Genomic DNA, 16334 nt, shown 5'->3' on the forward strand with positions numbered 1-16334 from the left:
ATCATCTTCTATGTATTCCAGCCAATCTAATAATTCCTGCATATACCAACGCCCCTTTTCTTTTAATTTTACCAGAAAAGGGGCATGTTCACAATTTATTTACTCATGCGTTTTTCGTGAGCTTACAACTTCTATCTGAAACTCTTATCGAATTCCACGATCAGCTTCTACCCGGCGCACATTCTGCAAAAGAACCATATCCCCGGCATTACACTCTCTTATAATCCGGTGCCACCGCGCACCCGATTCCCATTCCGCCCGGTCCGATATGGCAGGATACGCCGAGGGACAGATTATCGTAGAGAAGCGGAACGCCCGGGAATGCCTCCTTGATCTCCTCGACCCATGCCGCATTCTCCTCGTCTGTTCCGCTGGAGGACGCCAGAAGGTGGAGGGCACCGTCATTTAACGCATCCTGAAAATTATCCCGGATCTCCGCCTGCATGGCCTCGATGGCCGCCTTCTTTGCTTTTACGATCCCGTGACATTTCTTAAAGGAGTCCAGCTTTCCTGTCTGCAACTTCAGGATCGGCTTGATATTAAACACAGATCCCAACGCCGCTGCCGCCGGTGTCACTCTTCCGCCTTTCTTTAAGCACTCCAGCGTCTGGAGCGCGATATAGATCATCATCCGGTCTCCCGCCCTTTCGAGGAGATCACGGATCTGTTCCGCCTCATATCCTTTTTCGATCATATCCAGCGTATCCAATACCATCTGATGGAGCGGAGCCGCAACCTGCCCGTCATCTACAACGAGGACACGCCCCTCATACGCTTCATCCTTCGCCAACATCATCGCCGTCTCGTAGGAACCGCTGAGACCGCTGCTGATCGGCATATAAAGGATCTTTTCAAACTGCTCCAGCGCCTTGTCCCAGATTTCCATCACTGCAGTCGGTGATGGCTGGGACGTCGTAATATCCGCTCCGGCCGCCAGCTTCTCAAAAAACAGTTCGCGGGACAGGGTCACGCTCTCGTAAAAACACTCCCCATCGATGTAAAACGGCATCGGCAGGACAAAAATTCCAAGTTTTTCCGCCTCTTCCTGGCTGATACTGCTGTGACTGTCTGTTACGATTCCAATCTTCTTCATATAGGTATTTCCTCTTTCATTCTCTGATCCGACGCAGCCGGATTCCTGTAAAATCAAATCATTTTTGTCTAAAATATTTTGAACATCTAAATATCGTAACATTTCCATTCTTTCCAGTCAATAGGGTGGACGCAAAAAATGACAGATTGTCACTATTGTAAATCGTAAACAAGTGAAAACACGCTTCGCGAGTTTCTCCTTGTTATCGCGACAGTCGCCAAGGTCTCGCGCAAGCGCGGACTTTGGCTCGTTGTTCGCGTAAATAAAAGGCGCTGTGTCACATCCTATTTTCCATGACACAGCGCTCAAAATTTTTCCTGTTATTTCCCTTGCAATTTTATTTAAACTGCATATTCATACAGCCGGGAATCTCTTCCTGCATATATGATACTTATTTGGTAACTGTTCAGTAGGTCTACGCACTTGCTGCGCTGACCGTAAGAAAACATAGGCTGGAAGGCAAAAATCCCATCAGCGAAGCTGATCTGGAATGGATTTTTGCACGTAACTATGAAGGTACTGAATAGTTACCTTATTTGTAATTTACGATCTTTCCGAAATCAGCCTTTAAGGACGCGCCGCCGACAAGTCCTCCGTCGATATCCGCCTGCGCAAAGAGCTCTGCAGCATTTCCAGCGTTTACAGATCCACCGTACTGGATGCGGATCGCTTCCTTTGTTGCCTCGTCGTAGATCTCGCCGATGCACGCACGGATCGCTCCGCAGACTTCCTCAGCCTGCTCTGTGGTAGCTGTCTTTCCGGTTCCGATCGCCCAGATCGGCTCGTAAGCGATCACAGCAGTCTTTGCCTGATCTGCTGTCACGTTCTGGAACGCGATCTTCACCTGTTTGCGGATCCAATCCAGAGTGATTCCCTGTTCTCTCTGAGTAAGAGTCTCACCGCAGCAGATGATCGGGGTCAGTCCATGCTCGAATGCCTTTAAGACTTTCTTATTGACAGTCTCATCTGTCTCAGCAAAGTACTCTCTTCTCTCGGAATGTCCGATGATCACATATTTTACGCCGGCATCTGTCAGCATGTTCGGGGAGATCTCGCCTGTGTATGCGCCCTTCTCCTCGAAATACATATTCTCAGCACCAACCTCAATGTTTGTTCCCTCGCATGCCTTTACGACAGGAATGATGTCGATAGCCGGTACGCAGAATACAACGTCCGCTTCCTCCGTCTTAACAAGCGGCTTTAATGTCTCAACGAGTGCCACTGCCTCGGACGGAGTCATGTTCATTTTCCAGTTTCCAGCGATAATTTTCTTTCTTGCCATGGTTCTCTACCCCCATATATACCAATTTTATATCACAAAATCCGGGACGGGATCGCCGTCCCGGATCTGGAATCTCGGACACTATAATATTTACAGCCAGGAAAGTAAATGCGTACATTTGCTCCCCACCGTGCATCTTCTTGTTTTTATTTCATAAAAACAAGAAGCCGGGGGCGTGCCCCCTATACCGGAACAGACCTGAAAGGGCTTGTGCAAGCGAGCTTGCAGCGCCCTTCCACGCCTGTTCCGGAGCACGGTGTACTGGTTTCATTCATTATTTGTCATCCGCTGCGGCAACGCCCGGAAGCTCTTTTCCTTCCAGGAACTCTAAGGATGCGCCGCCGCCTGTGGAGATATGGCTCATCTTGTCACCGAAGCCGAGCTGGTTGACTGCTGCCGCGGAATCACCGCCGCCGATGATCGTTGTAGCATCTGTCTCAGCAAGTGCTTTCGCAACCGCGATCGTACCTGCAGCGAGAGTCGGGTTCTCGAATACACCCATCGGTCCGTTCCATACAACCGTCTTTGCGTTCTTTACAGCTTCTGTGTAGAGCTTGCAGGTCTCCGGTCCGATATCAACGCCCTCTTTGTCTGCCGGGATCGCATCCACGGAAACGTACTCAACCTCAACCGGTGCATCGATCGGGTTCGGGAACTCAGCAACAACAGTTGTATCAACCGGAAGGAGAAGCTTCTTTCCAAGCTTTTCTGCCTTCTCCATCATCTCCTTGCAATAGTCGATCTTTGTATCGTCAACTAAGGACTTACCGATCTCCTTGCCCTGTGCCTTTAAGAAGGTATAAGCCATACCGCCGCCGATGATGAGGGTATCACACTTCTCAAGCAGGTTGGAGATCACATTTAACTTATCAGCAACCTTTGCGCCGCCGAGGATTGCTACGAACGGACGAACCGGATTCTCAACCGCGTTTCCAAGGAACGCGATCTCTTTCTCCATCAGGTATCCGACTACGTTGGAGCCGCCCTTTGCGGAGATGAATTTTGTAACACCTGCTACGGAAGCGTGTGCTCTGTGGGAGGAACCGAACGCGTCGCATACATAATCGTCTGCGAGATCCGCGAGCTCTTTGCTGAACTTCTCGCCGTTCTTTGTCTCCTCAGCGCCGCGGAAACGTGTATTCTGAATAAGGACTACGTCCCCTTCTTTCATAGCATCCACTGCCTTTGTTGCAGCTTCGCCGGTTACATTGTAATCAGAAACGAATACAACTTCCTTGCCAAGCTTTGCGGAAAGGCTCTTTGCAACCGGTGCAAGGGATTCTCCCTCGTTCGGTCCGTTTTTAACTTTTCCGAGGTGGGAGCAAAGAATTACCTTGCCGCCATCGTTGATCAGCTTCTGGATCGTCGGGAGAGCCGCGTTGATACGTGTCTCATCTGTGATCTCGCCGTTCTTAAGCGGTACATTGAAATCGCAGCGGACTAAAACTCTTTTACCTTTTACGTTGATATCATCAACTGTTTTCTTATTTAAAGACATGTCGGAATTCCTCCTTGATATTTTCTGACAGACATCTGCCTGTCTTCCGCCCCACGGCAGCCGCCGGAGTCTTTCGCGGGAGGCGGGCTTTCGCGCGAGTGCGCATCTTTGGCACGTCAGTGCCTTTTTATGCAACAGGGAATTCCTCGTAATTTCCTGTTACATAAAAAAGGGATCCGGTCCTCAACAGACCGGACCCCTCAGTGAGTCTAATTTGTCACAATTTCTGTGGACCGATTAAGCATTTAACAGTTTTCCGAAGTGCTTAATTGTACGAACCATCTGGCTTGTGTAGGAGTTCTCGTTGTCGTACCAGGATACAACCTGAACCTCAGATGTGTTCTCGTCGATCGGGAGAACCATTGTCTGTGTTGCATCGAAGAGAGAACCGTATCTCATACCAACGATATCGCTGGAAACGATCTCATCTGTGTTGTAGCCGAAGGACTCGTTGGAAGCTGCTTTCATTGCTGCGTTGATGGATTCCTTTGTCGGCTGGCCCTTAACAACAGCTGTTAAGATCGTTGTGGAACCTGTCGGTGTAGGAACACGCTGAGCAGAACCGATGAGCTTGCCGTTTAATTCCGGAATTACAAGGCCGATTGCCTTTGCAGCGCCTGTGCTGTTCGGAACAATGTTGATCGCTGCTGCACGGCTTCTTCTCTTATCGCCCTTTCTCTGCGGTCCGTCAAGTGTCATCTGGTCGCCTGTGTAAGCGTGGATCGTGCACATGATACCGGACTGGATCGGGTAAGAGTCGTTTAATGCCTTTGCCATCGGAGCGAGGCAGTTTGTTGTACAGGAAGCAGCGGAGATGATGTGGTCATCTTTGCTTAATGTCTCGTGGTTTACGTTGTAAACGATCGTCGGAAGATCGTTTCCTGCCGGAGCGGAAATGATAACGTGCTTAGCGCCTGCATCGATATGAGCCTGTGCTTTTGCTTTGGATGTGTAGAAGCCTGTGCACTCAAGAACAACGTCTACACCGATCTCGCCCCACGGAAGCTCAGCTGCGTTTGCTTTCGCGTAGATCTTGATCTCTTTGCCATCAACAGTGATAGAATCCTCACCGTAGGATACTGTATCCGCAAGAGCATATCTGCCCTGTGTGGAATCATATTTTAAAAGGTGTGCGAGCATCTCCGGAGAAGTTAAGTCGTTGATCGCAACGATCTCGAATCCTTCTGCGCCAAACATCTGTCTGAATGCAAGACGGCCAATACGGCCAAAACCATTAATCGCAACTTTAACTGCCATTTTTCTTTTCCTCCTAGAAAATGATGTGTGGTCGTTTCATAACCATTCAGCATGTCCGCACGTTTCACGGAACATAAAGGATACTCTGAAACGCCAAACAGTTATGATTGTTAAATATTAATCAACCTTGGTTTTATTGTACATAATTCTGCCAGAAATAGCAAGTCCTTTTTACAAACTTTTCCCAATATGAATCGAAGATTTTCTCCTTTTTTCGGCAAAAGCCGGGAATCCCTCTTTTTTTCGTCATCTTTCCTCTTGAAACTCCTTCTTTTTTTTTTTATACTAAGGCATAAATATCAATACCCTGTATTCCACTATGGAGGACACGTTTCATGATGCAGAAATTTCGAAAACTATCCCTGGAGAGCCAGTTGTTTTTCAGCTTTATGGCAGTGTCCGTCTGCCTGCTGCTCCTCTCCTTAAGTATAACCCTTTTTTCGACGATTACACGTCAGCGTCAGGAGATCGATAAAAACATCAGCGCCCTCGCCGCCTATGTCGCCTCCATGGACAATGTTGTCTCCATGCTGGAAAACGGTTATCCGGACGGATCCGCCAATGAAGCTCTGGATTCCCTGTCTGAAAATTTTCCCGATCTCAATGTTATAGCCATTTATAATACGACCGGGCTGCGGTTCTACCACACAAACCGGAAGGAGACGGGGGAAACCTTCGTCGGCGGCGAGGAGGAGGCAATATTAAAAGGAAGCCAGCCCTATATCACCATCGGCTACGGTACAAACGGTTCCCAGCGGCGGGCTTTCCATTCGATCCGGAACAGCGACGGAGCGATCATCGGATTCGTTATAGCGTCGGTCTTCAACACCTATATCTCAGAGCAGATCCACGAAGTCTTTCCTACCTATTTATTAGCAGCAATGATCATGCTGCTCGTCAGCATTCTTCTGGCTCACGGACTCGTCTCCCTTCTCCGGGATTCCCTGATGGGACATCATCCGACGGAGCTTCTCGACCTGTATCTGCGTCAGGATACCGTGCTGAATGCACTGGAGGAGGGGCTTGTCGCCACGGATTCCACCGGTTCCGTGGTCTACGCAAATCAGGCGGCAGAAAATCTCTTTCATGTCCTGCCTGAAAAACCGGAGGATCCGCCTTCTGTCTCCCCGGACGATGGGACTTCCGGACAGGAACGGACTGAACCTCTTATGGAAGGACGCACTTTCAGGGATTTCTTCCCGGAATCCCAGGCAGACCGGGTCCTCGCGTCCGGCACACCGTCCTACCACCGTGCCTGCACCTGTGAGAACCGAAGACTTCTGGTCAGTGAGATTCCGGCAGACACCCAGACGGAGCATCCGGTGATCCTCACGATCATCAATGACCAGACGGAGATGGAGACGGTCATGGACGAGCTCACCGGAGCAAAGGCGATGCTTGACACACTGCGCGCCTTCAACCACGAATTTTTAAATAAGCTCCACGTGATCCTGGGCTACCTCCAGACCGGTCAGACGGAGGAGGCCATCAACTTCATTATCAACAGCAACCTTGTCTCCAGCCAGTCGATCCGCCAGACTGCGGACTGTCTGCGCGTATCAAAGATCTGCGCCCTTGTGATCGGAAAAATGATGCATGCCGCGGAGCTCGGCATCCTGCTCACCGTCTCCCCGGACAGCCGCTGTCTGGAAAAGGATCTCCTTCTTCCGGTCGAAAACTATATCACGATCGTCGGAAATCTTCTCGAAAATGCCATCGAGGAGCTTTCCGCAGGCAGTCCTGAGATCCGGGAGATCACACTCGGGATCTACTGTGACCCGGGCTGCAATATCATCACCTGTGAGGACACCGGGCGCGGGATCCATCCGGATCTGATCGACAGGATCTATGAAAAGGGCGTCTCGTCCAAGGGCACAAACCGCGGGACCGGACTTTTCCTGATCAAACAGCTTGTAGACAGCGGGAACGGCGAGATCTCCATCGAGACAGAACCGGGAGAGGGCACCTGCTTTACCATCACATTTACGGAAAGGAAGCATACACCATGTATCATGTAATCATCATCGAGGACGATCCGATGGTCGCCTCCATCAATAAACAGTATGTCGAGGTCACTCCGGAATTCCGGGTGGACCGGATCTTTAAAAACGGGTCGGAGGCGCTCCCCTACCTGAAGACGAATCCCACTGACCTGATCATTCTCGATTACTATACTCCTGTCATGAACGGCGGTGAATTTCTCGATGCCCTCCACAATGCCGGCCTCACACCATCCGTCATTATGGTCACCTCCGCGAACGATACGGATATCGTCCGCTCCCTGTTAAATCGCGGGATCACCGACTATCTCGTGAAACCCTTCGAATATACGCGTTTTAAGACAGCTCTTGACCGTTTTACCGAGACAAAGAAGTATCTGGAGCACAGCCACGGGGGACTCGGCCAGCACGATATCGACCGTCTCTTTTCCGTGAATGACCAGAGGGCAGACGCAAAGCCGTCACTCGCAAAGGGATTGAACGAGACAACCCTTGCCATGATCCGGGAATATCTGCAGAACAACCGGAATGGCTTCTTTACCAGCGAGCAGATCGCCGAGCAGATCCACCTCTCCCGCATCACGATCCGCAGATACATGAACTATATGGTAGACACAGGCGAGATCATCAGCACGATCGATTACAAGACCGGCGGCCGCCCTTCGATCAAATATGGATTCGGGCAAAAATGATTTGCCCTCCGGCGGCAGTTACGATATTTACAAAACCTGTTACTTACTTACTTAAATTGACACCATGCACAAAATCTTTTATTCTTTTTATAAAGTTTTTACACATTTTCATCAATGTAAACGGGGTATAAACAGATGGAGCGCTTTTCTTTTCATCTGTGAGCTGTTTCCGGATTCCCGGGACAGGAAAAGAAGAGCGGAATGTGTAAGGCAAAAAAAGGATAGGAGGATATTTTATGGAAAATATCATCAGCTATTTCGGCACCTACACACCAGCTGCCGATGGCGCAATCGCAAATTTTAAATTTGAGTATTTATGTACTCTCGGCTTTGCAGCAATCGTAATCTTCCTCGGACGCGCAATCGTCGCACATTCCGCGGCATTAAGAAAATATGCGATTCCTGCTCCGGTTGTTTCCGGTATCATCTTTTCACTCCTGATTTCCGCGATCAAGATGACCGGCACAGTCAGTATCAGTTTTGACGCAAAGGTCATGAAAGACCTCTGTCAGAACCTCTTCTTCCTCTGCGTAGGCTTCGGCTTCAGCGCAAAGATGTTAAGACATGCAGGCGGAAAGCTCTGCGTCATGATCGCATTTGCTGCCTGCCTCCTGATCACCTGTCAGGATGTTCTCGGTGTTGCGATCGCTCACCTGATCAACTTAAATCCGCTCCTCGCTCTTCAGTGTTCTTCCTCAGCGATGTCCGGTGGTGTTGGTACCGCATCTGCCTTTGGTCCGATCTTCGAGGGCTGGGGTGCACAGGATGCTACAACGATCGGTGTTGCGGCAGGTACTCTTGGTAACGTTATGGGCTCCCTCATCGGTGGTCCGGTTGCGGCTTTCCTGATCGCAAAGCACGGTTTAAAGGCTGACCCGAACGATAAGCCGGAAGCAAAGGCAACCGGCAAGGCACCGGAGCTTGACAACACAAAGATGATCATGATGTTCGCAATGTGCTTACTTCTCGCAGCTCTCGGCATGCCGATTTACTGCTTACTCGACAATATCCCGATGATTGAGATGCCGAAATTCATCGGCTGCCTCTTCGCAGGTGCCATCGCAAGAAACGTCATGGAAGCTGCAAACATCAAGTTCTATGTTCCGGAGGTTGACGCCATCGAGCATATGTTCCTGGAGCTTTACCTTGCACTTGTTCTTATGACAACAGACTTCACAAAGCTTGCCCCGGTTGCAGGCCAGATGGGTATCATCCTCGTAGCACAGGCGATCCTCATGGCTCTGTTCGGTATCTTCGTTTCCTTCAACCTCTTTGGCCGTGACTACGGCGCAGCCGTTATGACAGCCGGCAACATCGGTTGGGGCTGCGGTTCCGGTCCGAACGCAGTAGCGAACGAAAAGGCTGTTATGGATCAGTACGGATGGCATAACATCGCATGGGTTCTTTACCCGTCCTTCGCTGTTATCATCGATGATATCTATAACCCGATCTTCCTTTCCATCTTTGGTGGCTTATTCAAAGGCTGATCGCAAGTCGTATCCCATATACAGTTTTTGATCTTGAAACATACCCCTCTTATATCCGCCCGGAGAGATTCCCACTCTTCCGGGCGGATTTTTTGCGCAAAGATACCGGCTGCGCGGGACGCTCAAAGATGTCAAGTCCTTTCCCGCTAATTTTCCGTATAGCTTTATATTCTCTCTGTATCCGTTTTTGTAAGTTTTTTACTGTATTTTTGTTACTTAAGTTACAATTATTGGTTAATACTTATTAAAATTGCATTTTATTTGAAAATATTTTATTCTTTTTTCATAAAGATTTTACCTTCCCAAACACCTCCGGCAGATTCCTCTGTGGGGAAATAAAACAGTTCCATTCACTGTTTTATTTTCGGGAGTCTATCGGAACACACCTACTAAAAAAGGATTGGAGGAACTCTTATGGAAAGTATCATCAGTTATTTCGGCACCTACAAACCGGCAGCCGACGGAGCAGTCGCCTCTTTCAAGTTTGAGTACCTGTGTACTCTCGGTTTCGCGGCCATCGTGATCTTCCTTGGCAGGGCCATCGTTGCCCGTTCTGAGGCGCTCAGAAAATACGCGATCCCGGCGCCTGTTATTTCCGGTCTGATCTTCTCGATCATCGTATCCTGCATCAAGGGTGCCGGAATCGTCGGAATCTCCTTCGACGCGACGATCATGAAGGATCTCTGCCAGAACTTATTCTTCCTCTGCGTAGGCTTCGGCTTCAGCGCGAAGATGTTAAAGCACGCAGGCGGAAAGCTCTGTATCCTCATCGCATTTGCAGCATGTCTTCTGATCACCTGTCAGGACCTCTTAGGATACGCACTGAGCCAGCTCATCGGAATGCACCCGCTCTTAGCGCTCCAGTGTTCTTCCGCGGCGATGTCCGGCGGTGTCGGCACCGCGTCTGCGTTCGGCCCGATCTTTGAGGAATGGGGCGCGCCGGATGCCACCGTTGTTGGTGTCGCGGCAGGTACCATGGGAAATATCATGGGTTCCCTGATCGGCGGTCCGGTTGCAGCCTTCCTGATCGCAAAGCACGGCTTAAAGTCTGATCCGAACGACAAACCGGAAGCACATGCAACCGGAAGAGTTCCGGAGCTTAACAACACGAAAATGATCATGATGTTCGCGATGTGTCTTCTTCTCGCAGCACTCGGAATGCCGATCTACTGCCTGCTCGATAACATCCCGATGATCGAGATGCCGAAATTCATCGGCTGCCTCTTCGCCGGTGCCATTGCGAGAAACGTCATGGAAGCAACCGGAATCAAGTTCTATGTACCGGAGGTTGACGCTATTGAACACATGTTCTTAGAGCTCTACCTTGCCCTCGTACTTATGACCACCGACTTCACGAAGCTTGCTCCCCTTGCAGGACAGATGGGCATCATCCTCGTAGCACAGGGCATCTTCATGGCACTCTTTGGAATCTTTGTATCCTTCAACCTCTTTGGACGCGATTACGGTGCAGCTGTCATGACAGCCGGAAACATCGGCTGGGGCTGCGGTTCCGGTTCCAACGCCGTCGCAAACGAGAAAGCGATCATGGACCAGTACGGCTGGCACACTATCGCCTGGGTTTTATATCCATCCTTTGCCGTTATCATCGACGATATCTACAACCCGATCTTCCTCTCCATCTTCGGAAGTCTGTTCCGGAGTTGACAGAGCCTTACAATATTTATTGGTTTCTCATTTGTATAACCCTCTTTTCCGGTCGGAGATCCCCCCTCTCCGACCGGTTTTTGTTTGTTTTTCTAAAATACATTGTATCTGCCACAGATTTTATGTTATACTCTAAAGATGTAAAGTTACAAAAGCTGTCCGGAGCTTTTTCCGGTTTTACAGCCTGAACACACAAGGAATAGGATATCTTCATGCATAAATTTTCACACATAATTTCTTTGTTCCTCCTCTGCACCGGTCTCGCGCTTGGCGGATGCGGAAAGGCTTCCGCGCCCCCGCAGGGCCAGACAGGGGCAGCATCAGATTCATTAAAAATCCTGACGATCGGAACTGCCGACAGCGGCGGGACCATGTACCCGGTCGGAAAAGCGATCTCCGGGGTCGTTGAGGATTCTGACTCCACCCTCAAACTGAATGTCAGCGCTTCCACGGGCTCCGCCGGGAATGTCCGTTCCCTCGAACAGGGAAGCATCGATCTCGGACTCGTCAGCGGTGATGTGGCCTTTGCCGCAGTAAACGGAAGCGGGGAATTCAAAGATGCCCCGTTTAAAGGACTCAAGGTCATCGCAGCCCTCTATCCAAGCATCTCGAACTGGATGGCCCGGGATGATTCCGGTATTTTTTACGTGCATGATCTGAAGGGGAATAAACTTGGGGTCGGTCCTCATGATTCCACCACGGAGCTCGCCGCAAAGGTTTCCCTGAGTGTTCTCGGTGTCACAGAACAGAATTCTACCCTTGTCAACTGCGGCCTCGGCTCGGGCGCTGAGGAGGTTAAAAACAGGACCCTCGACGCAATTCACGGGTTTACCGGTGTGCCAATTTCCGGACTCGCAAAGCTGGCGGACGCGGTTCCGTGCCATCTTTTAAAATACACGGATTCTGAGCTCCGCTCCATCATCCGCTCCAATCCATTCTATTATATGGAGGAGATCCCCGCCGGTACCTACAACGGTCAGGACGAGAATGTTGCGACCTTTGGGATCAAATGTCTCCTCTGCGTCAGCGAGAACATGAGCGACGATCTCGTCTATGAGATCACCTCGATCCTCTACGAGAACCGTGACCGCTTAAAGGATCTCCATCCCGCCCTCTCCTATGCCTCACAGACGGGATTCATGTACGAGGATCTTCCGATCGAGCTTCATCCGGGAGCTGAACGGTATTATGCGGAACAGGGACTGCTGCAGGAGCATAGCAGATAACTCTTTTCAGTATAAAAGTATAAACAGTCGAAAGCGCACCATCCGGGATATCGTCCCCGGATGATGCGCTTTTTGTTTAAAATCATCTTTGCCCCTTGTCATATAGTTTTTAATACTATATAATAGATGGATGAAAGGAGTTTCACCATGAGAACGAATGAAGAACGACTGAATGAGCTGCTTGCCCACCTGGACAGCCTCGACCACATTCATGTGGATGAGATCCCGCAGATCGACCTCTATATGGATCAGGTGACGACCTTTATGGAGAAGCACCTCGGTGAGTTAAAGCGCTACCCGGAAGACAAGGTTCTGACAAAGACTATGATCAACAACTATGCGAAAAACAACCTGCTTCCATCCCCGGTACGGAAAAAATATACCCAGGAACATATCCTGCTTCTGGTATTTATCTATTATTTTAAAAATCTGCTGAGCTTCACGGATATCGAGACGGTTCTTTCCTATATTACGGAGAACCATTTCGGCACATCGGAATCCTCCCTGGCAGAGATCTACACAAAGATCTTCTCCATGGAACATGATCAGATGGATCGGCTGAAGGATGATGTGAAAGAGAAATTTGAGAAGGCGAAAGAGACGTTTCCCCCTGCTGCGGAAGGTGCCGCGGACCCGGAGAACGAGGAATCGCTGCAGCTCTTCGCGTTTATCTGTGAGCTGGCGTTTGATGTGTTCCTGAAGAAGCAGATGATCGAACGGCTGGCGGATGAGCTTCGGGCCGAGAATCCGCCGAAGAAAAAGAAATAATTCAAAAAGACCTTCCTTCAGAAGCAATCCCCATTTTGCTTCTGTCAGAAGGCCTTTTTTTACATATTAAAAATACTTTCTCTTATTTCTCCGCGCCGTTCTCATCATCGAGTTTCTCGAATCCAAGGCGCTTGAATACCATATCGTATCCGTCACTTCCGTAATTTAAAGACCGGTTTACACGGCTGATCGTTGCGGTGGAAGCACCTGTGCTCTCCGCGATATCGAGATATGTCCGTTTTTCCCTCAGCATCTTCGCAACCTCATAACGCTGAGATAAGGACAATAGTTCATTCACCGTGCAGACGTCCTCGAAAAAGGCATAGCACTCTTCCGGCGTCTTCAATGTCAGAATCGCCTCAAAAAGGTGATCAACTGCGTCTGTCTTGATTTTCTTATTCATGTTTACTGTTACCCCTTCTGCTTCATATTTGCAGCAAGCTCAGAACAATATTTTTGCTGCATCTTTATGGATCATTTCGTTCAACGCACTAATCACAGTTTAGCACGTTAGATTCAAAAAGTCCAGTATTTCTGTGCAAAAAAGCAAAAAGAGTTATGGCTGCCATATCCCGTTGGAATATAAGCAGCCATTTTCTATGCCAACATAAATTTCTCCACAACCAGCCCAACACCGTCATCATTGTTGGACGCCGTGATATAATCCGCCGCACTCCGCACCGGCAGGACCGCATTTTCCATGGCAACACCGAGGCCCGCATACTTGATCATCGTGAGGTCATTGTAACCGTCCCCGCAGGCGATCATCTGCTCTTTCGTGAGTCCCAGGACTTCCAGCAGGCGCTCCAGACTCTGAGCCTTATCGATTCCCTTCGGCAGGACCTCAAGAAAGAACGGATCTGAGCGGTAAACGCTGAAATTTTTTCCCATGGCCGCCTTCACCTTCGGCTCCACCATCGCAAGGTAATCGCCGTCCTCCATCATAAGAAATTTCGGGACCTCAAAGTTTACATATTCCTTCATGTCCTCCGGCTTCCAGAGCTCCATCCCGTTGATCCGGCTCTCCAGCTTTCCGTACGGGGACTCCGGATTTGAGGAAATGATCCTGCTGCCCTCATATGTGACGATGTCCACCTGATGTTCCTCTGCAAGCCCGATGATCTTCTTATTGGCAGAAACCGGCAGAGATCTCGCAAACACGGTCTCCCCGGTCTTGCAGTTGATGATCCGTCCGCCGTTGAAGGAGAGAATATACCCGCTGTACTCGTCCAGGCGCAGCTCTTTCGCAAGCGGCATCACGCCCTGGGTCGGGCGTCCCGACGCGAGAACCACCTTTTTTCCGCGCTCCTGCGCCTTCATAAGTGCCGCCTTCGTCCGCGGTGTGACCACCTTGTCCCGGTTTGTCAGCGTGCCGTCCAGGTCCAGTACGATGATCTCGTATGGACCTGCCATATTTTTTTCTGTCTGCATTTATGACTCCTCTATGCGCAGGATGCGCTCGATTTTATTTTGTAAGATCCGTCTGTCTGATCTTCTCCCGCACTTTTAACAGGAAGGACGGGGACACCGACAGTTCATCGATTCCCATCTTCAAAAAATCTTCCGTGAGATCCGTCTCCGCGCCAAGTTCACCGCAGATTCCAACCATACAGCCGTACTTATGGCCACTCTCCGCCACAAAGCGGATCAGCCGCAGCACCGCCGGATGTTTCGGATCGTAGAATTCATCCAATTTCTCGTTTTGTCTGTCGATGGCTAACGTGTACTGGACAAGGTCATTGGTTCCGATACTGAAGAAATCCACCTCTTTTGCCAGATCCTCGCTGATGATCGCCGCCGCCGGGGTCTCGATCATGATGCCGATGGCCACATTGCCGAATGGAACGCCCTGTTCCTTTAGTTCATCACGGACAGAGGCCGCGATCTCCTTCGCCTTCTGGACTTCCCAAAGGGATGCGATCATTGGGAACATGATGGAAATCTTTCCGAATGCGCTGGCGCGATAGATCGCCCGAAGCTGGGTGCGGAAGATTTCTGGTCTTGTGAGGCAGATCCGGATCGCGCGGTAGCCCATCGCCGGGTTTTCTTCCTTCTTCAATTTAAAGTAGTCCGCCTGCTTGTCGGCGCCGATGTCCAGAGTGCGGATAATGACCTCTTTTCCCGCCATCATCTCCGCCACCTGACGGTATGCTGCAAACTGCTCTTCCTCCGTCGGGTATGTCTTCTTCTCAAGATATAAAAACTCACTCCGGAACAGGCCGATGCCCGCCGCGTTGCTCTTTAAGACCTCCGCAACATCGGAAACATCCCCGATATTGGCGTAGAGCTTCACCTTCGTTCCGTCCAGGGTGACATCCTCTTTGTCCTTTAATTCCTGCAGCAGGCGCTCTTTTTCTTCCTCCGCCTGCTTCTTCTTCTCCATGGCAGCCAGCATCTCCTCGTCCGGATCCACATAGAGCATTCCCGTCTCGCCGTCGATGACCGCCATCTTTCCGTCCCAAGCTTCCTTGACATCCACGGACACAAGAGCCGGGATGTTCATGCTGCGGGCCAGGATCGCCGTGTGGGAGTTCGGGGAACCCTGCTCGGTGATAAATCCAAGCAGCATGTTCTTTTCCAACTGTACTGTCTCACTGGGGGCCAGGTCCTCCGCCATCAGGATCACTGGCTGGGTTAGGAAGCCCGACTCCACCGCGTCACCGGAGAGTATCTTTACAAGGCGGTTCGTGATATCCTTCACATCCGCCGCCCGTGCGCGGAAATATTCATCCGACATATCCGCGAAGAGACGATAAAAGTTGTCACCGGTCACCGCCGCCGCGTACTCCGCATTCGTCTTCTGGTTTCTTATAATGTTCAGCACAGAATCACGGTAGTCCGCGTCCTCCAGCATCATCATATGGACCTCAAACACCGCCGCCCCCGTCTCTCCTACCTGTTCGCAGGCTTTCTCATGGAGTGTCTTTAATTCGTCCTCCGCGCACGCCACAGCCATCTCGTACCGTTTTACCTCCGCCTCGGTATCCTCCACCGTCCGGCGCTTTACCTGGCTTTCCGTCTTTCTGTGGTAGAGGATCGGCCCGATCGCTACCTTATTTAAGATTGATTTTCCTTTTATGATCTCCATACTCATATATCCGCCTTACAGTTTTGCCTGAAAAAAGTCCTGTACCGCCTCTGCCGCCTCTTTTTCGTCCGGACCGACGGTCTCCACGGTGATCGTCTGACCGTGACGGATCCCGAGGGCCATCACCGCCATGAGCCTTTCGGCATCTGCCTGTTTTGTCTCTGTCTTTATCGTGATCTTCGACTGGAATTCCTTTGCAAGCTTCGCAAGCTCTCCCGCCGGTCTCGCGTGAATTCCGATCTCGTCTGTAATTGTATACTGAAATGTCTCCATAATCA

General features: G+C 50.3%; 15 protein-coding genes. 7 read left to right on the plus strand and 8 right to left on the minus strand.

What is annotated here, in order from left to right; translation table 11 throughout:
- The coding region (locus ABCW45_RS10565; RefSeq protein WP_343220812.1) for a hypothetical protein at positions 1–224 on the plus strand (224 nt) is incomplete at its 5' end.
- On the opposite strand, the gene ABCW45_RS10570 is transcribed toward ABCW45_RS10565, so the two are convergent.
- From ABCW45_RS10570 to gap, 4 genes are all read right to left on the minus strand, one after another.
- Complete coding sequence (locus ABCW45_RS10570; RefSeq protein ID WP_343220813.1) at positions 209–1093, minus strand: DegV family protein; 885 nt, start codon at positions 1091–1093, stop codon at positions 209–211. The genes ABCW45_RS10565 and ABCW45_RS10570 overlap by 16 nt on opposite strands.
- Before the next feature lie 532 nt (positions 1094–1625).
- Complete coding sequence (gene tpiA / locus ABCW45_RS10575; RefSeq protein WP_118599375.1) at positions 1626–2375, minus strand: triose-phosphate isomerase; 750 nt, start codon at positions 2373–2375, stop codon at positions 1626–1628.
- A gap of 274 nt (positions 2376–2649) precedes the next feature.
- Positions 2650–3873, minus strand: coding sequence for a phosphoglycerate kinase (locus ABCW45_RS10580; RefSeq protein WP_343220814.1), 1224 nt, complete (start codon positions 3871–3873; stop codon positions 2650–2652).
- A gap of 237 nt (positions 3874–4110) precedes the next feature.
- Entirely contained in the window at positions 4111–5130 is a 1020-nt protein-coding gene (gap, locus tag ABCW45_RS10585) for a type I glyceraldehyde-3-phosphate dehydrogenase (RefSeq protein WP_015554972.1), read from the minus strand.
- A 335-nt stretch (positions 5131–5465) separates the two neighbouring features.
- Here gap and ABCW45_RS10590 point away from each other — a divergent pair, with 335 nt between their 5' ends.
- The 6 genes from ABCW45_RS10590 (at position 5466) to ABCW45_RS10615 (ending at position 12968) form a co-directional block, all read left to right on the plus strand.
- Positions 5466–7148 (plus strand): sensor histidine kinase, encoded by a 1683-nt coding sequence (locus ABCW45_RS10590; RefSeq protein ID WP_117503024.1) that lies wholly within the window; start codon positions 5466–5468, stop codon positions 7146–7148.
- On the plus strand, positions 7136–7822 hold the full coding sequence (locus tag ABCW45_RS10595) for a response regulator (protein ID WP_015554974.1): 687 nt from the start codon (positions 7136–7138) through the stop codon (positions 7820–7822). The genes ABCW45_RS10590 and ABCW45_RS10595 overlap by 13 nt, the downstream gene beginning before the upstream one ends.
- A gap of 236 nt (positions 7823–8058) precedes the next feature.
- Entirely contained in the window at positions 8059–9309 is a 1251-nt protein-coding gene (locus ABCW45_RS10600; protein ID WP_015554975.1) for a sodium/glutamate symporter, read from the plus strand.
- A gap of 414 nt (positions 9310–9723) precedes the next feature.
- Complete coding sequence (locus tag ABCW45_RS10605; RefSeq protein WP_120041016.1) at positions 9724–10974, plus strand: sodium/glutamate symporter; 1251 nt, start codon at positions 9724–9726, stop codon at positions 10972–10974.
- Positions 10975–11186: 212 nt separating this feature from the next.
- Positions 11187–12200, plus strand: a complete 1014-nt coding sequence (locus ABCW45_RS10610) for a TAXI family TRAP transporter solute-binding subunit (RefSeq protein ID WP_015554978.1) — start codon at positions 11187–11189, stop codon at positions 12198–12200.
- A 147-nt stretch (positions 12201–12347) separates the two neighbouring features.
- Positions 12348–12968: a DUF1836 domain-containing protein gene (locus ABCW45_RS10615; RefSeq protein WP_215703921.1), complete on the plus strand. Its 621-nt coding sequence runs from the start codon at positions 12348–12350 to the stop codon at positions 12966–12968.
- 82 nt (positions 12969–13050) lie between these two features.
- Here ABCW45_RS10615 and ABCW45_RS10620 read toward each other — a convergent pair whose 3' ends face one another.
- From ABCW45_RS10620 to ABCW45_RS10635, 4 genes are all read right to left on the minus strand, one after another.
- Positions 13051–13371: a YerC/YecD family TrpR-related protein gene (locus ABCW45_RS10620; protein ID WP_021905286.1), complete on the minus strand. Its 321-nt coding sequence runs from the start codon at positions 13369–13371 to the stop codon at positions 13051–13053.
- Between the two features lie 194 nt (positions 13372–13565).
- Positions 13566–14399 carry a Cof-type HAD-IIB family hydrolase gene (locus tag ABCW45_RS10625; protein WP_117512741.1) on the minus strand — a complete coding sequence of 278 codons (834 nt, stop codon included), beginning with the start codon at positions 14397–14399 and terminating at the stop codon, positions 13566–13568.
- Between the two features lie 34 nt (positions 14400–14433).
- Positions 14434–16056 (minus strand): phosphoenolpyruvate--protein phosphotransferase, encoded by a 1623-nt coding sequence (ptsP, locus tag ABCW45_RS10630; protein ID WP_117503025.1) that lies wholly within the window; start codon positions 16054–16056, stop codon positions 14434–14436.
- Between the two features lie 15 nt (positions 16057–16071).
- On the minus strand, positions 16072–16329 hold the full coding sequence (locus ABCW45_RS10635; protein WP_117503026.1) for an HPr family phosphocarrier protein: 258 nt from the start codon (positions 16327–16329) through the stop codon (positions 16072–16074).
- Positions 16330–16334: the final 5 nt, after the last annotated feature.

This window comes from Pilosibacter fragilis (assembly GCF_032490495.1).
In the GTDB taxonomy this organism is placed as follows: Bacteria; Bacillota; Clostridia; order Lachnospirales; family Lachnospiraceae; genus Pilosibacter; species Pilosibacter fragilis.